Here is a 19,740-nt window from a genome sequence, read left to right on the forward strand (position 1 = left end):
CTCGATCGATCTTCGTCTGCCACCCGAACAAACGACTCCGGATCCCGGCGACGAGAGGTGTCTCGGACGTCTCGTCATCCCTGACCTACCTCGTCGCCGGCTCGTCGGCGACGAAGACGCCGAGTCCTTGGTGGCCGTACAGCTCGCCGGTTTCGAGCAGGATGGTGACGGCAGAGCGCACCGTGGATGAGCTACGGACCTGGTACATCTCGGCGAGGGCCTTGGTGGACGGCAGCTTGTGTCCCGGCGGCCACTCGCCAGAGGCGATGCGCTGCCGGATGTCGGCGATGATCCGGCGGTAGTGCGGCTCGAACTTCCGTGGTGTGGGCATGCGAAGGACTCCCAGCTAGGCCCACACATCTGATCACGGTTGCTGGGAGTACTTCAAGGGCAACGTTGACTTTACCAACAATGTCGATAAGGTGTGGCGGTGAGGAGACGCCCAGCTAGGCACTGCGGTGCTTCCTCGATCGGAGCAGCGCACCTGTCACCTCGTCCGACCCGAACGGACCGGCGGAGTGCGCTGCTCCGGCACCAAAACAGGCCCGAGGCGGGTGCTGGTGCTCCGGTCGGTACGGGCGCGCGGTCGTACCGACCGTCCCCGCCCGCCTCGGCGCCACTCCACCAATCGACCAGACGACAGGGGAGGCCGTGAAGCGGATCGACGAGGTGTTGGGCGAGCTGACGTTGCCGGCGTACACGACGGCGGAGGATGTGTGCTTCGCGTTGCGGGCGGTGGCGGTGCACGCCGCCGAGCAGTGGCCGGGCGGGGCGGTGTGTCGCAACGACCGGGCGCCGCATCCGTGTCGTCTGCACCGTTGGGGTCTGCGGGTGCTGACCGACCGGGGCCTGTCCGGGGAGCAGATAGCCGAGATGGCGGCGGCGTTCGAGGCGTCGAAGGTGCGGTCGTGATCTACCGGGCGGGGGATCGGCTCGGTCCGCACCTGGTCCGGGCCGTGACGTTCGGCGTACGTCGCTGGCGCGGCCTCGACCCGGATCAGGTGTACGCCTTCCTGCGGCGGGTCGCCGACGAGATGGACCGGCTGCACCGGGAGGTGGCGACGGCCAGGACGGAGGCGGAACGCATCCGCCAGGGGCTACGACAGTGGCAGTCCCGGCACGGCGGTTGCCGCCGTACCGAACCGCCGCACCCGGACCGGCCGCCGGAGCAGCGGTCGGATGACGGGCGGCACCATCGGGGCCAGGAGCGACGCAACGGCGGTCACTGGTGACCGGACCACGCTGGGTGATCCATCTGCCGACCACGCTGACCTCGTACGTCGCCGCCGTCGGCCTGGTCGCCGCGCTGCGTGAGTCGCTCGCCCATGTTGACGTACTCGACTTCGGGGAGGTGACCCTGTCGCCTGAGGATGACCAGGGACGACGTACCCGGATTTGGTGTGACGCCCGGCTCGACGGACCCGGCGGACGCCGTTGTCGCCGGCCCGCCCGCCATCCCGGCGCCTGTCGGGACAGGCAGGAACGCCACGACCCGGACCGACCGTGACCGTCCCTGTCACGGTCGGTCCGGGTCGGCTGCCGGGATCCACCCGGCGAGGTGCGGCAGTGTTCCCCCGCTCAGACTGCGTCGCTGACGCTGTCAGGCCGGGCTCAGCAGTCCCGCCACACTCCGGTCCAGCCGGAACCCGGGTCACTGATGCACCAGTAACCGGTCGGGTGGTTGGCCCAGACCGAGATGTTCCGGGTGGCGGTGCCGCTCCACCAGGCGTCCCCCATGTTGTCGCCCGTCTTTCTGCCCGGCATTTCGTGCCAGCCGCCACTGCCCGGCCAGGCGTGCCAGATGGTGCGAACGGGCGAGACGACAAACGTCTCCAGCCGCCTGCCGTCGCCGTACCAGTCGACCAGGATGACCCGGGTACCGCACATGTAGGCGCCGCTGTAGCCGTGCGCGACGATCGGGCAGGACGCGTTCGGCCCGGCGTTGGGCGGGGCGGCCTCTTCGGTCACCCGGACGATCGGGGCGCCCGGGGCGGGCGCGGGCTTCGCGGCTGCGGGAGCCGCCTCACCGGTGAGGCTCAGGGCGGTCACGGCCGCGCCGAGCAGCAGCAGAACACGTTTCCTCATGACACTCCTCTGTCGAATCAATGCCATACCCCGACGTCATGCACACATCGATCACGGCGATGCCTCGCGGCTGGCCTGGTGGTCCCCTCCCCCTCCGGGGGGCGGGAGCCGGAGAACATGCCGCGCCGGGTGGCCGAACTTCCTAAGCGTCGCCTCGGATGGTGAGGTGGATGGTTAACAGGTTGTTGTCGGCCGATCGGTGGCGCCGCTGGTGCCCCAAGCGAATGATCCGCGCCCGACTCGGCGAGCCCAACGCCTCCGTCCGACGACCGGCCTGCCGTGAAAGCCCAGTCCGCATCTCGAACCTGAACGCCGCGGTCTCGGCGTCAGACGGTACGGATGACCGGGGCGGGTTTGATGTCCTGGGCGTCGATGAGGACGCGGATGTCGTGCGGGTCGGAGGTCCAGATGATTGCGCCGCGACTTGCCGCCATGACGACGACGGTGGCGTCCACGATGTCGGCTGTCCCAGCCTTGCCGCAGAGGATGCCGGCAGCCTTGGCGACTTCGAGCCCCACGGGTTCGACCTGGCAGCCGGTGAGGAATTTGCCAAGCAGGACCTGCCGTCGGGAGTCCCGCCAGGGCTGGCTCACGACGACGGAGGGGACGTGGATGTCCCGGCCTTCCTCAAGGGCGAGGCTGTGCCGGGCCCACATGCGTCGGTCGTTGTTGTCGATGGCGATCAGCGCGCCAGCGTCGTACAGGTAGGGGATGTTCACGCGGCCGAGGTCTCCGTGCCGCCCAGGTACTCCGCGTCGGCGGCGGCCATCTCGGCACGCGCCGAGGCCAGCTCCTCCGGGGTGAAGGCGCCGTGCTCGGCCTGCCACTCCTGAACCACCGCCCGGCCGGCCCGCAGGCGCAGCTCACGCTCGGCCGCACTGGCGACGAGGCGGGAGAGTGGCACACCCTCCTCCTTGGCGGCGTCAGACATAGCCTTGACCAGGGACTCGTCTAGCGTGATCGTTACCTTCTTGCTGGCCATACAAGTACCATACCGCGATATGGCGTCGCTCGTCAGGCGCCGGTTGTCCCTGAATTTCCCGCTGGTCCGCCCTCCTGCTTGGGATCGAGGTGGTCGCGGAACGCCACCGCGATCTCGCCCGCCGCGCGGAGCTGCTCGGGTGTGAGCGCGTCGACGAAGAGTTCGCGGATCGCGCGCAGGTGCGGGACCGTAGAGCGGCGGAACGCCTCGTCGCCGGCCGGCGTGAGCAGCACCTCCGCCCCTCGGGTATCGGTGACGCACTCCTCGCGGCGGATGAGTCCGCGCCGCTCCATCCGCCCGAGGTGGTGGGAGAGCCGGCTCCGTTCCCAGCCGATCTGTGTCGCGAGTGCGGAGGAGCGCATCCGCCGGTCCTGCGCCTCGCTGAGGGCGAGCAGTACGGCGTAGTCGCCCGGCGAGAGCGCGGACTCGGTCTGCAGGCGTGACGCGAGCCGGGACCGGAGCGCCTCCGTGGTCTCGATGAAGTCTCGCCAGATCCGGAGCTGCTCCGCCGTCGGAAGCTGGCGGCCTCTCCGGCCGGGTGTGGCGTTCGTCATCTGCTCCCCCTGATTGACATGTCAATTCCCAGGCTAGCATTGTTGACGCGTCAACCACTCGGGGTTCCGGTCCAGGGCCGCCGGCTGGGGGAGCAGGTCAGGAGGAGACGGTGACAGCGGAACGCTTCGAACTGGGGCTCAACTCGTTCGGGGAGGTGGCCACCGACGGCGGCCGGATCCTGAGCGACGCCGAGACCGTACGGCTGCTCGTCGACGAGGCGCGGCTCGCGGAGTCGGTCGGACTCGACGTGTTCAGTGTGGGCGAGCACTACCGGGAGGGCCACAACGACTCGGCGACACCCGTACTGCTCGCGGCGATCGCCACCGCGACCGAACGGATCCGCCTCGGCACCTCGGTCACGGTGCTCAGCACCAACGACCCGGTACGGCTCTACCACGAGTTCTCCACCCTCGACGCGGTCTCGAACGGCCGCGCCCAGATCGTCCTCGGCCGTGCCTCGGCGACCGAATCGTTCCCGCTGTTCGGTTACGACCTCACCGACTACGAGCGGTTGTTCGAGGAGAAGCTCGACCTCTTCGTCCGACTGCAGCGGGACGAAGAGGTCACCTGGTCCGGAACCGTACGGACACCGCTGGTCGCCCAGCGACTGCATCCACGGATGCGCACCGGCGGCATCCCGACCTGGATCGGCGTCGGCGGGAGCCCGCACTCGGTGGTCCGGGCCGCCCGCTACGGACTACCGCTGATGCTCGCGATCATCGGCGGTCGCCCCCAACGGTTCGCCGGCCACGTCGAGCTCTACCTCCGGGCGCTCGAACAGTCCGGGCACCCCGTCCAGCCGGTCGGTCAGCACTCGCTCGGCCTCGTCGCCGACACCGACGAGGAGGCCGTCGAGACCTGGTGGCGGTACTGGCAGCCGGTCGTCGCGGCGCTGGCCGAGGAACGCGGCTTCTACAAGCCGGACCGCGCCCGCTACGAGGTTGAACTCGACCAGGGCGCACTGTTTGTCGGATCCCCCGAGACGGTGGCACGGAAGATCGCGAAAACCGCCCGCGACCTGCGGCTGAGCCGCTTCGATCTCAAGTACGACATCATGCACCTGCCTCGCGAGGCACGCGCCCGCAGCATCGAGCTGCTCGGCAGTGAGGTCGCGCCGCGGGTCCGGGAACTGCTCGCGAAGGAGCCCACCCATGTCTGATCTCGTGTTCGGCCTCGACACCTTCGGCGACGTGCCGGAGGACGACTCCGGCAGGCCCGTCTCCCACGCCGCGGCGATCCGGCAGGTCGTCGACGAGGCGGTACTCGCCGACGAACTCGGCGTCGACGTCATCGCCCTCGGCGAACACCATCGACCGGAGTACTCGGTGTCGACCCCGGAGACCGTACTGGCCGGGATCGCCACGCGTACCTCACGGATCCGTCTCGCCTCAGGGGTCACCGTGCTGAGTTCGGACGACCCCGTCCGGGTGTTCCAGCGCTTCGCCACCGTGGACGCGCTGTCGCACGGCCGGGCCGAGGTCATCCTCGGCCGTGGCTCGTTCACCGAGTCCTTTCCCCTGTTCGGTTACGACCTGCGCGACTACGACGTACTGTTCGAAGAGAAGATCGAACTGTTCGTGAAACTGTTGGAGGAGAAGCCGGTCACCTGGAGCGGCACCAAGCGTGCCCCGCTCGAACAGGCCGACGTGTTCCCGAAGACGGAATCGGGGCGCCTCACCACCTGGGTGGGCGTCGGCGGTTCGCCGCAGTCGGTCGTGCGGACCGCCCGCTACGGCCTCCCGCTCATGCTCGCCATCATCGGCGGTGCCCCCGAGCGTTTCGCGCCGTACATCGACCTCTACCGGCGGGCGACCGAGCAGCTCGGGACGACCGCCCATCCGGTCGGGATGCACTCGCCGGGCTTCGTCGCCGACACCGACGAGGAGGCGAGGGAGGTGTACTGGCCGTACTACCGGGTTATGCGGGACCGGATCGGCGCGCTGCGAGGGTGGCCGCCGATCCGCCGCGAGGAGTTCGACTCCGAGGTGCGGCAGGGTTCCCTCTACATCGGTTCGCCGGAGACGGTGGCACGCCGGATCGCCCGCGCGGTCCGCAGCCTCGGCGTCGGCCGGTTCGATCTCATCTACACCGCCGGGGCGCAGCCGGTGAGCGCCCGGATGCGGGCCGTGGAACTGTACGGCACCAGGGTGATCCCCCTGGTCCGTGACATCCTTGCCAGCTGAACGGCCAGCGGGACGGCCAGCTGACAGGCCGACGGACGGCACCGCGACACCCGGAAGGAAGACATGGACGACAACGCCCCCGAGAGGCCGCAGACCATCGGCATCCTCGGCGCCGGCAAGGTGGGTACGGTGCTCGCCCGGCTGGCCCTCGCCGCCGGCTACCGGGTGCTCGTCGCCGGCTCCGGCGACCCGGCGAGGATCGCCCTCACCATCGAGGTGCTCACGCCCGGAGCGGTCGCCACGACCGCGCTGGACGCCGCGGCCGGCGCCGACCTCGTCCTCCTCGCCCTCCCGTTGAGCAAGTACCGCAACGTCCCCGCCGAGGCGATGCGCGGCAAGCTGGTCGTCGACGCGATGAACTACTGGTGGGAGGTCGACGGCATCCGCGACGACCTCACCAACCCGCGTACGTCGTCGAGCGAGACCGTCCAGACGTTCCTGACCGGTTCCCGGGTCGTCAAGGCGTTCAACCACATGGGGTACCACGACCTTGAGGGCGAGGCGCGACCAGCGGGAACGGCTGGCCGCAAGGCGATCGCGATCGCCGGCGACGATCCGGCCGACCTCGACACCGTCGCGACCCTGGTCGACGCGCTCGGCTTCGACCCGGTCGTCGCCGGCCCGCTCGCCGAGGGCGTGCGGCTCGAACCGGGCAGCGAGGCGTTCGGTGCCAACGTGGACGCTGACGAACTGCGTGCCATGCTCGACCGCTTCCCAGAGTCGGAGCGTGGCCGGGTCATCGCCGCCGCGCGGGCCGGGACCGGGCAGGACGCTCTCTAGCGACCAGGGACACCACGCCTGGCCCGACCATGACAGGGACGGTCACGGTCGGGCCGGGCGCCCAGGACGTGTCTCCGCCCGGCGAGGCGCGAAGACGCCTCCGGTTCAGGTGGCCGGTTGACGTTCCGGGCCGGGGTCATCGGCCGATGATCGGTTCGAGGTACCCGCGGAGCACCTTCTTCAGCTCCACGGTCACCGCCGGCCGCTCGGCGTCATCGGCTGCCACGACCAGCGGCACCATCGCCTGAAAGATCTGGATCGCCACTCGGGCGCTGCGGCTGCGCTCGGCAGCGGGCTGCCCCGGTGCGCGGGCGGCGAGGATCGCCTCGACCCGGCCCAGCAACGCGGCCTGGATCGACTGTGCGGCGGTGGTCAGCCCGGTCGGCATGTCGGGTCGAGCGAAGATCGCCTTGAAGCCGGGGTTGGCAGTGTTGAATCTGAGGATCGGGTCGACCACCCGGTCCAGCAGTTCGTCGAGTCCGATCCGGGCGAAGTTCACGCCGGTGAAGGCGTTCTCGTGGGCGTCGCGCATCTGGCTGACGAACCGGTCGGCGAGCGCCTCGGTGATCGCCTCCTTGTTCGGGAAGAACTGGTAGAGCGAGCCTGGCGAGATGCCGGCCGCGGCGGCGATCGCGTTCGTGGTCGCCCGTTCGTACCCGACATCGGCGAAGACGCCGGCCGCGGCGTCGAGGATCTCTGCCATCCGCCGCTCACCGCGTGCCTGGCGACGCCGAGGACGCTCTTCCATCGGTACCCCTTGCAAATACGGGATCCCTTGCAAAACACGAGCGATCGCTCGTATTGTCGATCCTAACGCGAATAATGACTCGTAAATCTAGCAGGGGGCACGCCGTGCGCAGAGCGAGATGGACCGTGGCGATGGCCGTGCTCGCCACGCTGGTGGCTGGTGCGCTGGGCGCAGGGGTCATGAACCTGCTGTCGCTGAACCGGTTCGAGGCGCCGGGATCCGAGTCGATGCGCGCCCGGACGGCCCTCGCCGACCGGTTCGACACCGGCGCTCCCAACGTGGCGCTGCTGGTCACCGCCCGGCAGGGCACCGTGGACAGCCCGGAGGTCGCGGCCGCCGGCCGCGCGCTCACCGAGGAACTGGCCGGCCACCCCGGTGTCGGTGACGCCTGGTCGTACTGGAGCCGCGGCAACACCGAGACGCTGCGCAGCACAGACAGCCGGCAGGCGCTCGTGCTGGCCTGGCTCCCCGGCGACGCCAACGAGGTGCGCCGCGACGTGCTGCCCACGCTGGCGCCGGCGTTCGACCGGCAGGACGCGGCGGTCACCGTCTCCGTGGGCGGCGGCGACGAGCTGTTCCGCCAGGTGATGGAGCAGGCTCGGCGTGACTTCCTGCGCGCCGAGCTGGTCATCCTGCCGCTGGTGCTGCTCCTGCTGTGGCTGGCGTACCGGCGGATAGCCGCAGCGCTGATCACGCTCGGCGTCGGACTGTTCGCCATGCTCGGCTCCCTGGCGCTGCTGCGTGGCCTGGTCCTGGTCACCGACATCTCGACGTTCGCCGCGAACATCGCGCTGGTCATGGGTATCGGCCTGGGTGTCGACTACGGACTGTTCATGATCTTCCGGTTCCGTGAGGAGCTGGGCGCAGGCAGCGGCGTGTCGGAGGCGGTCGCCCGGACGCGGCGCAGCGCTGGGCGGACCGTGGTATTCAGCGGCGTCACGGTCGCCGCTTCGCTGGCGGTGCTGTTCGTGTTTCCGTTCCCGTTCCTGAGGTCGTTTGCTTACGCCGGAATCGCCGTCGTGCTGACCGCTGTGGTCGGTGCGACGGTCATCTTGCCGGCGGCGCTGACGCTGCTTGGTCACCGTGTGCAGCGGCGCGGGCCAGTGCGGGACTCAATCTGGTACGGCGTGACCAACCGGGTCATGGCACGGCCGGTGCTCCTGGGCGGCGCCGCCCTGGCCGTGCTGCTGCTGCTCGGCTCGCCGTTCCTCGGCGTGCGGTTCGGCCTGCCCGACGACCGGGTTCTGCCGGAGTCGGCGCCGGTGCGGCAGGTGTACGACCAGATCCGTGCCGGCTTCACACAGGAGGAGGCGGACGCCGTTCAGGTCGTCGCGCCCACCAGTGACGCCGCAGCGGTCGGGCCGTATGCGATGGCGCTGTCCCGCGTCGACGGAGTGGTCCGGGTCGACTCGGCGGCCGGCTCGTTCGCCCACGGCCAACCGGTCACCGCACCGGCCGGCACCCGCTTCACGTCCACGACGGGTACCGGCACGTGGCTGTCGGTGGTGCCGTCCAGCGACCGGTTGGAGCGGGACGCGACCGGCCTGGTCGGCGAGGTCCGAGCGATCCCGGCGCCGTTCGACGTCCTCGTCGGTGGCTATCCGGCCGACCTGACCGACTACCGCGACGGGGTGACCGCCCGGTTGCCGGTCATCGCCGGGCTGATCGTCCTCGTCACGTTCGTCGTGCTGTTCGTTATGACCGGCAGCGTGGTCGCGCCGATCAAGGCCGTGGTGCTCAACACGCTGAGTCTGTCGGTCATGTTCGGTGTCCTGGTCTTCGTCTTCCAGGACGGCCACTTCGCCGGGTTGCTCGGCTTCACACCTACCGGCTCCATCGAGCCCAGCGTCCCGATCCTGATGTTCTGCGTCGCGTACGGGCTGTCGATGGACTACGAGGTCTTCCTGCTGGCCCGGATCAAGGAGGAGTACGACCGCACCGGCGACGTCGTGCGATCCGTGCCGCTGGGCATCGCGCGCAGCGCGCCGCTGGTCACCGCGGCCGCGGCCATCCTCGCCGTCTCCTTCGCCGCGTACGCCACCGGACGCGTCGTGTTCCTGCAACAGCTCGGCATCGGCATGGCCCTTGCGGTGCTTGTCGACGCGACCCTGATCCGCGGTGTACTGCTCCCCGCCCTGATGCGCCTGGCCGGGCACGCCAACTGGTGGGCACCGGCGCCGCTGCGCCGGCTGCACCGCCGCATCGGCCTCACCGAGGCACCCGTTGACGAGCGCCGCGCGGACGCTGACGCACTCGCATCGAGATGACCACACGACGATCGTGGGCTCCCACAACCGCGATCCGCCCGCGCGCCTGGACCGCGTCCTGGTACTCGGTTCGGCACGGCGAGCGCGGCGCACCTGTGCAGCCAGCCGCCGGGCGCGGATGACCGGGAGGAGCGTCGTGTCGGCGCCGACGGTCGTCCGAGTGCTCAGGGCTGGGTGTGGCGCAGCCAGTCGGCGATGTCGCTGACGACGGCCGGGTCCACATGCTGAGGTTGGAGGTACTCGGTCGGGGTGGACGGGCCTGATCCGGGGAAGAACAGGTGGTTGTCGGCGTCGTAGACGCGGATGGTGACCTCGGGGCGGCCGGCCAGGCCCGCCTGCCAACGGGTGAGGTCGTCGGCGACGGTGACCTGGTAGTCGCGACCGCCCTGGAGGATGAGCATCGGCTTGCCGAGTGCGGCGGCGATCGCGACCGGGTCGTAGTCGCGCAGTTCGAGCCAGTACGCGGCGGGCAGGCCGAACGGCAGGTCCGTGGCCGGGGTCGAGGGCGTCAGGCAGGGACTGTCGACCAGCGCGGCCTGCCGGGTGAAGGTGTCGACGGCGGACTGCGGAACCTGGTCGGGGACCACGGCCGCGAGGTGGCTGACGACACGGATGGCGGCATGGTGCATCGGCCCGGTGTCGCCGGCGAGGATGACCAGGCCGGCGATCGCGGGCTCGGCGGTCGCGACCTGCGGAGCGATCTTGCCGCCCATGCTGTGGCCGAGGACGAAGACCCTCGCCGGGTCCACCGCCGGGTGCCGCCGCAGCAGGCCGACCGCCTCGACGGCATGGGGCACGTACTCCTTCGACATCGTCAGATCGGGTGCGCCGGCCACCTCGCGGTGGGCGAACGTCGCCTTGTCGAACCGCAGCACCGCCACCCCGCGACTGGCCAGCCCCCAGGCCAGGTCCTTGAGCGGCTTGTTCGGACCGCTGGTCTCGTCGCGATCGAAGGGTCCTCCGCCGCTGAGCAGCACCACCCCCGCCGCGGTCGTGCCCTGCCGGTTCGGCACGCTCAGGGTGCCGGGTACCGCGAGCGGGCCGCGCCCGACCGTGACCTCGTGCTCGGTGAAGTGGTCCGGCTCGGCGTAGGGCGGTGGAGCCCAGGCGGCGGCCACGGCGGCCTGGGCTTGGGTCGCGGGGTCTTCAGGCATCGTCATCCCAACTCTTCTCAACCTGTGCGAACGGTAGCATGGTGTGAGATCATTGCGGCATGGATGCTCTGTCGCTGCTGGCACACCCGGTACGGCTGCGGGTGGTGCACGCCATGCGGGGCGGGCGGACGATGACAACGGCCGACCTGTGCGCTCGCATACCCGACGTCTCGAAGGCCACGGTCTACCGGCACGTCGAGTTGCTCGCCGCCGGAGGCGTCCTCGAAGTCGCCGAGGAGCGGCGCGTACGCGGCGCGGTCGAACGCCGCTACCGACTCCGCCAGGACCGGGCCGGGATCGACATGAACACGTTCACCTCACTGTCGCTCGACGACCACCGACGTGGCTTCGCCGCGGCGGTGGCAGCCCTGGTCGCAGAGTTCAACGCGTACCTCGACCGGGACGGGGCCGACCCGGCGGGCGACCTCGTGGGCTACCGGCAGCACGCCATCTGGCTCAGCCCCGAGGAACTGCACGAGCTGATCAGGGGGATGCGGGAGGCGATCGTGCCGCACCTCGCCAACCCGCCGACCTCGGAGCGTGCGCAGTACCTGCTCAGCCCGATCCACTTTCCCGTCGAAGCACCACCGCGTGATTCCGGAGCCGACGAGGCCGCTGCCGACCCACCCCGTCCCGGAAACTGAATCACGCCCCCTCATCCGTACGCGGCGCGCTGGTGGAACGTCTCCGGCGCCGGTTTCACAGTTGCGGGCGTCAGCTTCGGAGAGAAGGGGCGCGACGCGCGGACGGGGCGGCCCGCTGTCGCGGACCGCCCCGGTTCGACCACAGGTCAGAAGCCGAGTGCGCCCCGACCGCCGACCACCGGCAGCCGCAACTCGCTGTCGTTCGGCGCGACCCGCAGCTCGGTGCCGCCCAGCGGCAGCAGCGTGTACTCCTGGTCGCTGGAGAAGACGACCACACCGATCCGGTGACCGGCCGGGAAGACGTAGTCCTTCGGCTCCAGGGTCCACCGGTAGTCGTACAGCTTGCCCTGCCTGACCGGCTCGGTGCGGGACGGGCCCTTGCGGTTCTGCGGGTCCATCCAGCCCCGGGTCACCACGAACGGCGCGGCGGTCGAGCCGGCCGGTCCGTAGTCGACCAGGTAGACGGTGAGGTTCGCGTCCGGCTTGTTGTCGATCGCCATCCGCAGCCGCATCTCCGGGCGCCCGGAGAACCGTACGTCCGCGGCCAGCGCCGGCGACAGGTAGGCGAGCCGGTTCGCGCTCGCGGTGTCGGGGGCGGCGACCAGGTCGTCCGGGTGGACCGTCCGGCCCTCGTCGACAAAGGACTGCTCGACCCGGCGGCTCGACTGCCGGCCGGTGGTGAGCGTGCCCGGCTGGGTGGCGTCGGTCGCGGCCAGCTTCACCGCCACCTCCCGCGCGCCCGGGTCCGGCCAGTTGCGGTACGTGGTGTACGCCCGGTTCTCCCGCTGGAGCACCGCGGTCGGCTCGTCCATGATGCCGTTGCGGACGTTCCACAGCCAGTAGTCGAACCAGCGGTTCTCGGTCTGCTTGTACGTCCAGGTACGCCCGTCCGGCAGGGTCACCGACGCGGTGTTGCCCGGCCCGCCGTGCCCGCCCTGGTGCAGCCAGATCTTGCGCGGCACGTGCCGCTTGGCCAGCTCGTCCCACCAGCCGGCGAAGTGCTCGGTCTTGACGTTCCAGTCGTTGAGGCCGTGGACGACGAACACGCTCGCCTGCACGTTCCGGGCGTCGAGGTAGTCCCGGTCCGCCCAGAATCTCGAGTAGTCGCCGGTGACCCGGTCCTGCTCCTCGGTGATCTCGGCGATCTCGTCGGCGCAGCGCCCCTCGGCCCTGACCTGCCCGGCGGTGAACTGGGCCAGGATGTCGGCATCCTCGCCCTGGTAAGTACCGGGCGCGACGACCAGGCCGTTGGCCCGGTAGTAGTCGTACCAGCTGCTGATCGCGGCGACCGGGACGATCGTCTTCAGCCCCCGCACCCCGGTGGTGGCGACCTGGTTGGGCAGCGTGCCGTTGTACGAGACACCGGTCATCCCGACCGCGCCGGTGGTCCAGTCGGCCCGGACCGGGACGCCGCTGGCGTCGTAGCCGCGTGCCCGGCCGTTCAGCCAGTCGACGACCGCCTTGGTGCCGAGCGTCTCGGCCTGGTCACCGCTGGTCGGGCAGCCGTCCGAGTCGCCGGTGCCGATGCTCTGCCCGAGCACCACCGCGTACCCACGGGGCACGTAGTAGTCGTCGAGCGAGCCGGGCAGGTTGGCCTTTGCCAGGGCGCGCTGGGCCGTGACGTCGGCGCCACGCTGCCCGGAGCGGTCGGTCACGCCGTTCTGCGGCAACTCGTCCACCAGCACACTCGGGTACGGGACGTCGTCCCAGGTGTCCTTGCGGTACGGGCTGTGCTCGAAGATGACCGGCACCTTGAAGCCCGTCGTGGCGGTCTCCCGGGGGCGGGAGATGTCGATCGCTATCCGGTCGGGGCTGCCGTCGTGGTCGGTGTCGAGTGACGTCTGGACGTACACCCGCTCCTCGATCGCGTCGGCGAGCGAGAAGACCGGCTGCGTCATGCCGTCACTGACCACGATGCCGGGGGTGGTGGGGGTGGTGGCCGGTCGGGCCGCCGCGGTGCCCGGGGCCACGCCCAGGACCAGCGCGCCGGACACGCCGACGCCGAGTAGGGACAGGTAGGGGGGTCGACGCACGGGCGTCTCCTTCGATCGGACCGGTGGCCGGAGCCGGCCAGGGGGTGGATCCGGTGGAGCCGTTTGTCCACATGCTAGGTCTGATCGACGGTTTTGTTGATCATCTTTGCCGAGAAGTTCCCGCCACCGATCCGTCAGGTGACCTGGCGCATCGGTGGCGGAGCCGGCGGGATGGCCGTACGACGTGGCTGGAGGCCGGTCAGCGGGACCGGATGATCTCGTCGACCAGCGCGGCGAACCTCTCGGGCGCGGCCAGGAACGCCGAGTGGCCACCGGCCCACCGGCGGGTGGTGGTCGCGTGCGCCGCCATGACCTCCTGGAGCGCGGTCGGGATGCTCCGATCGTCCTCGCTCACGATGTAGGTGGACGGGATGTCGTGCCACGCGGCGCGGGTCACCGTGCCGGTGAACGACAGCAGGCTCTGCTCGACCAGGTCGGCGACGGCCTGGGTCGCCACGTCCTCGGGCACGTCGTGGTAGAGCGCGAGGCCCGGGTTCTCGGGCAGCGGGAAGGTGCCGCTGGTGTCGGCGGGCGCGTCCATGCCGTGCCGGCTGTACATCGACTCGCCGTCGTCGAGCAGGTAGGCGCTGAGGAAGATCAGCTGGGTGACGTTGTCGGCACCGGTGAGTCCCTGGGCGGTCGGGATGCCACCGTACGAGTGCGCGAGTACGACCACCGGCCCGTCGACGGCGTCCACCTCCCTCCTGATCGCCTCGGCGTCGTCGTACATCGAGGCGGTCGGGCTGGGGTCCGTGCCGGCACTCGGCAGGGTGGCGATCCGGGTCTCGTACCCGAGTCCGGCGAGTGCGGCACGGGTGGCGTCCCAGGTCGAGGGGCGGTGCCAGGCGCCGTGCACCAGCACGATCACCGGCCTGTCCGGGTTGCCGTCAGTCATCCTTCTACCTTCTCCTGTACCAGGTCCACGGGGCTTGCGGTTGCTTCGTCATACATGGTGTCAGACAGACTGTCCGGCAACCCGTCCGAAGCCCTGGCGGCGAGGAATGTCACGCCGATCCCGATGACCCCGGGGCGGCGCGGACCCCCGCCCGCGCCACCCCGCGTACGCGGTCAGCCCGCTCCCGGCCCGGCTGCGGTCGGCTCAGCCGAGGTGGCGGGTCGCGTCCCGGCGCGGCGGATCGGCATCCAGGTGGCCGGGTGATCATCACTGAGGAATTCTCCGATCAACCCGGCGCAGAACTCCGGCTTCTCGTCCAACAGCAGGTGGGAGGTGTTGGGGACGATCGCGAGCTGCGAGTTCGACAACGCGCGGTAGAGCGCGAGGGTGTGTTCCAAGGTCACCAGGTCGTCGTCGGCGGCCATCACCAGGGTCGGGCAGGTGACGGCGCCGAGTTGGGCCGGCTCCAGCCCGGGTTCCTCGTCGACCGCCTGAACGATCTTGTTGATGACCACCGGGAAGTGGTCCGCGCCGTCCGGCGACACCTCGGCGTACGCGGCGAGCAGCGGTGCCGGTGGCGTGCCGCCGGCGGTCGGTCGGAAGATCATGCCGTCGGGGTGGTAGGCACCGCTGACCAGCACCAGCCGGTCGACCAACTCGGGGCGGCGTACGGCGACCTGGAGCGCGACCGCCGCGCCGGCGCTGTAGCCGGCCAGCCTCACCGGCCCGCCGACGGTCTTCTCGACGAAGCCGATGGTGTCCTCGGCCATCAGTGCGATCGTGATCGGCCCCGGTACGTCGGCGGTGTGGCCGTGACCCCGGCGGTCCGGCAGCAGGAGCCGGAACCGGTCGGCCAGCCGATCCAGGTTGCCGGTGAAGCAGCGGCTGTCGGTGAGGCCGCCGTGCAGCAGTACCAGCGGTTCCCCCGCGCCCCGCTCGTCGAACCACATGTGTACGCCGTTGACGTCCAGGTAGTCGGCCATCGTGTTGTCGTTCCCCTCGTAGACGGTCCTCACCGGTACTACGCGGCGGCGGCCGGAAACTCATCGGTGCCCGGTCGCCGAAATCGGGTTCAGCAGGGGGGCGGCCGGGACCGGTCTCAGCGGGGCAGCTCGACCGGCTCCGGGCCGTGTGGCAGGTCGAAGACCGGGAAGAGCCGGTCCGGGTCGAGGTACGTGGTCAGTTCGGTGATCAGCGCCGGCTCTCCGTTGCCGGCGACCCGGCCTCCGTCGGCGACCCGGCCTCCGGTCGAGACGGTGAGGACGACCAGCGCGAACGGCGTGTAGCGGTCACCGTCGCCGGCCGGCAGGTACTGGCCGAACGCGGGTGAGCCGTTCGCCACGGTGGGCACCAGTCGGGCGCCCGCGCAGGGGTTGCCGGCCGCGAGCAGCATCTCGCGGATCTCGGCCCGACCGCGCCGCCACCAGACGAACGGCGGCATCGAGGTGGTGGCGTCCTCGTGCAGCAGTGACACCAGGGCGTCGACGTCGTACCGCTGGAAGGCATCGCAGTAGCGGACGAGCAACGACCGCTGCCCCTCGTCGAGCGGCCGGTACGGCTCGGACGGCGGTGGTGTCCGCAGGGTCGCCCTGGCCCGTTGCAGTGCGCTGTTGACCGAGGCGACCGTGGTGTCCAGGAGTCCGGCCACCTCGTCGGCCCGCCAGCAGAGCACCTCGCGCAGGATCAGCACCGCCCGCTGCCGGGGCGGCAGGTGCTGGAGCGCGGCGACGAACGCCAACCGGATCGTCTCCCGCTCGGCGGCCACCTCCGCCGGGTCACCGTCGAGCCGCAGCACCCGACCGTCCGGGACCGGTTGCACCCAGGCGGACTCGGGCAGCGGTGCACCGAGGTCGGCCCCGTGCCCGGCCGCCGGGCCGAGGTCCATGGCACGGGCGCGACGCTGGGCGCCGCGCAGCATGTCGAGGCAGATGGTGGTGGCGATCCGGTACAGCCAGGCGCGTAGTGGGGCGCGGTCGGGGTCGTACCGGTCCCGGTTCCGCCAGGCCCGGACCAGGGTCTCCTGTACGGCGTCCTCCGCCTCGAACGGCGAGCCGAGCATCCGGTAGCAGTATCCGGTCAACTCGACCCGGTACGGCTCCAGTTCGAGATCCACGTCCTCACCCCCGGCCGGCCGTCGTCTCGTCCCGCCGCCCGTCCACCCTGGCAGACGATTGACGATAGCTTGATCATTTACATATGGTGTGCGCCGTGAAGAGCATGCGCGAGCCGACGTTCCTCATTCTCACCGCGCTGGCCGACGAGCCCCGACACGGGTACGGCATCGTCCGGGAGGTCCGGGCGCTGTCCGAGGGACGGGTCAGCCTACTGACCGGCACCCTCTACACCGCACTCGACCGACTCACCGCCGAAGGGCTCGTCGAGCCCGACCGCGAGGAGGCGGTCGACGGGCGGACCCGGCGGTACTACCGGATCACCGCCGGAGGACTCGCCGCGCTCACCGCCGAAACCGCCCGGCTCCGCCAGCTCACCACGGCGGCCGAGGCCCGGCTCCGTGCCGTCCGCCCGAGGACCGTGTGATGACCCGCCAGCCCGAGGACCGCGTACCGGGTGGTGGCCCGGACGGGAACCCGGAGACGGCCGAGCGGCTCGCCCGGCGCTACCGCCGGTTGCTCCTCGCCTACCCCCGCGCCTACCGCCGGGTCCGCGCCGACGAACTGCTCGGCGCCCTGCTCGACGCCGCCCCGCCCGGCCGGACCCGGCCGACCTTCCGGGAAGCCGCCGACCTGATCCGACACGGGCTGCGGGCCCGACTCGGCAGGCCCGCCAGTCGTACCGTCGTCGCCTGGGCCGTGCTCGCCTCGGTGATCGGCGGCGTCTTCACCGCCGCGTTCGCGACCCGCGCCGCCTGGGAGACCGCCCGGCCACTGCCGCGAACCGCCGAGGTACGGGCCATGCTCGCGGAGATCCTGCCCGGGCAGGAGTTCACCGGCATCGAGGACCCGCCCGCCATGTTTCTGATCTACGGCCAGCCGCTGAACTGGAACATGGCCCACAGTCTGCTGTTCGGCGACGGGGGCGAGTACGCCCAGTCGGGGATCGGCGGCTCGACCGACGGCCCGCTGGCGCACCCGCCGCAGCAGACCGTCGAGCTGGTGCAACACAACCTGCGGGCCCACGGTTGGACGGTCCACCCGACGATGACCAACAACCTGTACGACTGTGTCGGCCCACCCTGCGACCCCACGACGATTCCCAGGTCCACCACCATCCAGGCGCGGCGCGGGGACACCACGTTCACCATGCAGGTGAACCCGGCGCACCCGGGAAACCCGGCGTTCATCTCGGCGGACTTCCGACGCGCGACCCCGTACGCCGTCCACCCGTACGGGATCCTCGGCGGGATCGCCGGCGCGGCGGTCGTGTTCCTGCTGTTCGGCTGGGCCAGCCGTCGGACCGAGCGGCGGCCTGTGGCCAGCGTCGGGGTGGAACTGCTGCTCGGCGTCACGCTGTTCTTCTGGTGGGTGCCGACGGTGTTCTCGGTCCAGTGGATGGCCCGGCACCATCTCGACGAGCCGCACCCGTCGTGGCACCCGATGTGGGAGTGGCTCGGCCAGCCGACGTTCTCCCTGCTCTTCCTCGTCGGCTGCGGATCGGCGCTGCTCGCTCTGGCGCTCGCCGCCGTCCCCCGCCGCGACCGCGAGCCGCGCGGCACCGTCGCCGCCGCCTAGACCGGTGTCCGGACCGGACGGACCCTGAGCCGGGACGGGAGAACCTCCGACCTGCCGCACCCCTTGGCCGCTCATCGATCGCCATGAGACGGTTGGTCGTAGCGTGGTTGGTCGACCACAAGAGGTGATGAGCGTGACGGTAGTTGAGGGTCCGTCGTCCTGGGCGGTCGAGCGGTTCGGGCCGAGCCTCGCGGTGGAGCTGTGGAAACGGGTGCCGGCGGCACTGCGCCGGGCGGTGGAGCGCGCCATGGACGCCCGGGACGCCTCCGAGATGACCACCGACCATCCCTTCGGATCGGTCCGGTGGCTCGTCCAGTACGAGGAACTGCTCACCCACCTCCAGGACCTGCCCGAGACGACCTCGATCCATCCGCCCGGTGCCCAGTTCCGGATCACGATCTGCGCCGGGCATCTCCTGCTGCCGTGGTGCTACGCGTCGAGGGAGGACGCCCGGTTGGAGCAGGCGGTGCCGAACCGCCGGCTCAGCCAGACCATCCGGGACCTCCTGCTCCTGTTCGGCCCGAAGCCGCCGTACGAGCAGGAGCCGCTGCCGATGATGCCGACGGTTCCGGACGACGACACCCTCGCCGAGCTGCGTGAGGCGATCGAGGGGTCCGCTGCCGAGCCGAGGGTGCTGCTGATCGGCTACGCGTGCAACTCGGACCAGGGTCTACTGCGGCTCTCCTGGGGCGAGGCGGCGTTGAGTCGGGACAACCTGCTGCACTGGGAGCACGTCGACGACCTGCCGCTTTCGTCGGCCTAGTCTTCGGCAGCCCGGCTCAGGGTTCGGCCCGGCCGGCGGTCCCGTCCCGGTTGGCCCGGGCGATCGACTGGAGCAGCGCGGTGGCGGAGCCGGTGAGGCGCCGCCCGCGCGGCCAGACCGCCCGCAGGGTACGACTCAGCACCAGCCCCCGTACCGGGACCGCGACCAGCAGTTTCGCGGCCAGTTCCATCTCCACCGCGTAGCGGCTGAGCACCGCCGGGGCGGTGCCGGCCATGGCGGCGCCCTTGACCGCGGAGTTGGAGCCGAGCGCCAGCTCCGGTGGCAGCGGGTCGAGGTCGGCGAGCGCCCGTTCGAGTGTCTCCCGGGTGCCGGAGCCGACCTCGCGGACGACCAGCCGGGTCCCGGCCAGTTCGGCCGGTTCCAGTGGTTGGTGCCGCCGCGCCCAGCGGTGTCCCGGCGCCACCACCACGATCAACTGGTCGTGCCCGACAACCAGGGTGTCCAGCCCGTCCGGCACCGTCGGCCCCTCGACGAAGCCGATGTCGATCCCCTCGTCGGCGAGGACCAGCCGGGCCACCTCGGTCGAGTTGATCACCGTCAGGCCGACCTTGATGTCTGGGTACGTCATCCGCAGGTGGTGCAGCCAGCGGGGCAGCAGCGCCTCGGCGACCGTCATGCTCGCGGCGACCCGCAACTGGGCGGCCCGTGCCTCGCGGAGCGCGACCAGGCTGTGCCGGAACTCGTCCGCCGATTCGAGCAGGCGTACCGCCCAGCCGACCACCACCCGGCCGTCGTCCGTGAGCGGCGACCCCCGGTGGGTGCGGAGCAGCAGCGGCACCCCGGCCCAGCGTTCCAGGGCGGCGAGCCGCTTGGTCGCCGACGGCTGGGCGATGCCGGACGCCCGCGCCGCCTGGCCGATGCTGCCCAACTCGGCGACGTCGACCAGCAGCCGGAGAGACGCCAGATCGGGAAGGTCGGTCATAGCCACAGGCTATGGCGTC

23 protein-coding genes are annotated in these 19,740 nt (G+C 70.8%); 11 read left to right on the top strand and 12 right to left on the bottom strand.

The window, feature by feature from the left end; all coding sequences use genetic code 11:
- Window positions 1-85: 85 nt before the first annotated feature.
- Window positions 86-331, bottom strand: a complete 246-nt coding sequence (locus V1633_RS12735; protein ID WP_331214478.1) for a winged helix-turn-helix domain-containing protein — start codon at window positions 329-331, stop codon at window positions 86-88.
- Window positions 332-651: 320 nt separating this feature from the next.
- On the opposite strand from V1633_RS12735, the gene V1633_RS12740 reads away from it, so the two are divergent.
- From V1633_RS12740 to V1633_RS12750, 3 genes are read left to right on the top strand one after another with little or no spacing between them, the layout of a single operon-like run.
- Entirely contained in the window at window positions 652-912 is a 261-nt protein-coding gene (locus V1633_RS12740) for a hypothetical protein (protein ID WP_331214479.1), read from the top strand.
- Window positions 909-1,232, top strand: coding sequence for a DivIVA domain-containing protein (locus V1633_RS12745; RefSeq protein ID WP_331214480.1), 324 nt, complete (start codon window positions 909-911; stop codon window positions 1,230-1,232). Before V1633_RS12740 ends, V1633_RS12745 begins: the two co-directional genes overlap by 4 nt.
- Window positions 1,229-1,507: a hypothetical protein gene (locus tag V1633_RS12750; RefSeq protein ID WP_331214481.1), complete on the top strand. Its 279-nt coding sequence runs from the start codon at window positions 1,229-1,231 to the stop codon at window positions 1,505-1,507. Before V1633_RS12745 ends, V1633_RS12750 begins: the two co-directional genes overlap by 4 nt.
- A 104-nt stretch (window positions 1,508-1,611) precedes the next feature.
- Here V1633_RS12750 and V1633_RS12755 read toward each other — a convergent pair whose 3' ends face one another.
- The 4 genes from V1633_RS12755 to V1633_RS12770 form a co-directional block, all read right to left on the bottom strand.
- Window positions 1,612-2,085, bottom strand: a complete 474-nt coding sequence (locus V1633_RS12755) for a hypothetical protein (protein ID WP_331214482.1) — start codon at window positions 2,083-2,085, stop codon at window positions 1,612-1,614.
- Window positions 2,086-2,411: 326 nt separating this feature from the next.
- On the bottom strand, window positions 2,412-2,804 hold the full coding sequence (locus V1633_RS12760) for a PIN domain-containing protein (RefSeq protein ID WP_331214483.1): 393 nt from the start codon (window positions 2,802-2,804) through the stop codon (window positions 2,412-2,414).
- Window positions 2,801-2,989: a hypothetical protein gene (locus V1633_RS12765; RefSeq protein WP_331214484.1), complete on the bottom strand. Its 189-nt coding sequence runs from the start codon at window positions 2,987-2,989 to the stop codon at window positions 2,801-2,803. The genes V1633_RS12760 and V1633_RS12765 overlap by 4 nt, the downstream gene beginning before the upstream one ends.
- A gap of 110 nt (window positions 2,990-3,099) precedes the next feature.
- Window positions 3,100-3,621: a MarR family winged helix-turn-helix transcriptional regulator gene (locus V1633_RS12770; RefSeq protein WP_331214485.1), complete on the bottom strand. Its 522-nt coding sequence runs from the start codon at window positions 3,619-3,621 to the stop codon at window positions 3,100-3,102.
- 110 nt (window positions 3,622-3,731) lie between these two features.
- Between V1633_RS12770 and V1633_RS12775 the strand changes: the two genes are divergently transcribed.
- The 3 genes from V1633_RS12775 to V1633_RS12785 all read left to right on the top strand — a co-directional run bounded on the left by V1633_RS12775 (window position 3,732) and on the right by V1633_RS12785 (window position 6,585).
- On the top strand, window positions 3,732-4,781 hold the full coding sequence (locus V1633_RS12775; protein WP_331214486.1) for an LLM class flavin-dependent oxidoreductase: 1,050 nt from the start codon (window positions 3,732-3,734) through the stop codon (window positions 4,779-4,781).
- On the top strand, window positions 4,774-5,805 hold the full coding sequence (locus V1633_RS12780; protein WP_331214487.1) for an LLM class flavin-dependent oxidoreductase: 1,032 nt from the start codon (window positions 4,774-4,776) through the stop codon (window positions 5,803-5,805). Before V1633_RS12775 ends, V1633_RS12780 begins: the two co-directional genes overlap by 8 nt.
- Before the next feature lie 63 nt (window positions 5,806-5,868).
- Entirely contained in the window at window positions 5,869-6,585 is a 717-nt protein-coding gene (locus V1633_RS12785) for an NADPH-dependent F420 reductase (protein ID WP_331214488.1), read from the top strand.
- A gap of 136 nt (window positions 6,586-6,721) precedes the next feature.
- On the opposite strand, the gene V1633_RS12790 is transcribed toward V1633_RS12785, so the two are convergent.
- A complete protein-coding gene (locus tag V1633_RS12790) occupies window positions 6,722-7,288 on the bottom strand; it encodes a TetR/AcrR family transcriptional regulator (protein WP_331214489.1) in 567 nt (188 codons plus the stop codon).
- A gap of 176 nt (window positions 7,289-7,464) precedes the next feature.
- Here V1633_RS12790 and V1633_RS12795 point away from each other — a divergent pair, with 176 nt between their 5' ends.
- Window positions 7,465-9,600, top strand: coding sequence for an MMPL family transporter (locus V1633_RS12795; protein ID WP_331214490.1), 2,136 nt, complete (start codon window positions 7,465-7,467; stop codon window positions 9,598-9,600).
- Window positions 9,601-9,764: 164 nt separating this feature from the next.
- Here the strand turns inward: V1633_RS12795 and V1633_RS12800 are convergent, their stop codons facing one another.
- Window positions 9,765-10,760 (bottom strand): alpha/beta hydrolase family protein, encoded by a 996-nt coding sequence (locus V1633_RS12800; RefSeq protein WP_331214491.1) that lies wholly within the window; start codon window positions 10,758-10,760, stop codon window positions 9,765-9,767.
- Between the two features lie 53 nt (window positions 10,761-10,813).
- On the opposite strand from V1633_RS12800, the gene V1633_RS12805 reads away from it, so the two are divergent.
- Window positions 10,814-11,398: a helix-turn-helix domain-containing protein gene (locus V1633_RS12805; RefSeq protein WP_331214492.1), complete on the top strand. Its 585-nt coding sequence runs from the start codon at window positions 10,814-10,816 to the stop codon at window positions 11,396-11,398.
- Between the two features lie 146 nt (window positions 11,399-11,544).
- Here the strand turns inward: V1633_RS12805 and V1633_RS12810 are convergent, their stop codons facing one another.
- The 4 genes from V1633_RS12810 to V1633_RS12825 form a co-directional block, all read right to left on the bottom strand.
- On the bottom strand, window positions 11,545-13,431 hold the full coding sequence (locus V1633_RS12810) for a Xaa-Pro dipeptidyl-peptidase (RefSeq protein ID WP_331214493.1): 1,887 nt from the start codon (window positions 13,429-13,431) through the stop codon (window positions 11,545-11,547).
- Window positions 13,432-13,630: 199 nt separating this feature from the next.
- Window positions 13,631-14,326: an alpha/beta hydrolase gene (locus tag V1633_RS12815; RefSeq protein ID WP_331214494.1), complete on the bottom strand. Its 696-nt coding sequence runs from the start codon at window positions 14,324-14,326 to the stop codon at window positions 13,631-13,633.
- Window positions 14,327-14,499: 173 nt separating this feature from the next.
- Window positions 14,500-15,342 carry an alpha/beta fold hydrolase gene (locus V1633_RS12820; RefSeq protein WP_331214495.1) on the bottom strand — a complete coding sequence of 281 codons (843 nt, stop codon included), beginning with the start codon at window positions 15,340-15,342 and terminating at the stop codon, window positions 14,500-14,502.
- 83 nt (window positions 15,343-15,425) lie between these two features.
- Window positions 15,426-16,505 carry a sigma-70 family RNA polymerase sigma factor gene (locus V1633_RS12825; protein ID WP_407952005.1) on the bottom strand — a complete coding sequence of 360 codons (1,080 nt, stop codon included), beginning with the start codon at window positions 16,503-16,505 and terminating at the stop codon, window positions 15,426-15,428.
- A gap of 38 nt (window positions 16,506-16,543) precedes the next feature.
- Here V1633_RS12825 and V1633_RS12830 point away from each other — a divergent pair, with 38 nt between their 5' ends.
- The 3 genes from V1633_RS12830 to V1633_RS12840 all read left to right on the top strand — a co-directional run bounded on the left by V1633_RS12830 (window position 16,544) and on the right by V1633_RS12840 (window position 18,778).
- Window positions 16,544-16,864, top strand: coding sequence for a PadR family transcriptional regulator (locus V1633_RS12830; protein ID WP_331214553.1), 321 nt, complete (start codon window positions 16,544-16,546; stop codon window positions 16,862-16,864).
- Window positions 16,864-18,015: a hypothetical protein gene (locus V1633_RS12835; protein ID WP_331214496.1), complete on the top strand. Its 1,152-nt coding sequence runs from the start codon at window positions 16,864-16,866 to the stop codon at window positions 18,013-18,015. Before V1633_RS12830 ends, V1633_RS12835 begins: the two co-directional genes overlap by 1 nt.
- Before the next feature lie 133 nt (window positions 18,016-18,148).
- Window positions 18,149-18,778 (top strand): hypothetical protein, encoded by a 630-nt coding sequence (locus V1633_RS12840; protein ID WP_331214497.1) that lies wholly within the window; start codon window positions 18,149-18,151, stop codon window positions 18,776-18,778.
- 16 nt (window positions 18,779-18,794) lie between these two features.
- Here V1633_RS12840 and V1633_RS12845 read toward each other — a convergent pair whose 3' ends face one another.
- Entirely contained in the window at window positions 18,795-19,721 is a 927-nt protein-coding gene (locus V1633_RS12845) for a LysR substrate-binding domain-containing protein (protein ID WP_331214498.1), read from the bottom strand.
- Window positions 19,722-19,740 lie beyond the last annotated feature (19 nt).

Source organism: Plantactinospora sonchi (assembly GCF_036422035.1).
GTDB lineage: Bacteria > Actinomycetota > Actinomycetes > Mycobacteriales > Micromonosporaceae > Plantactinospora > Plantactinospora sonchi.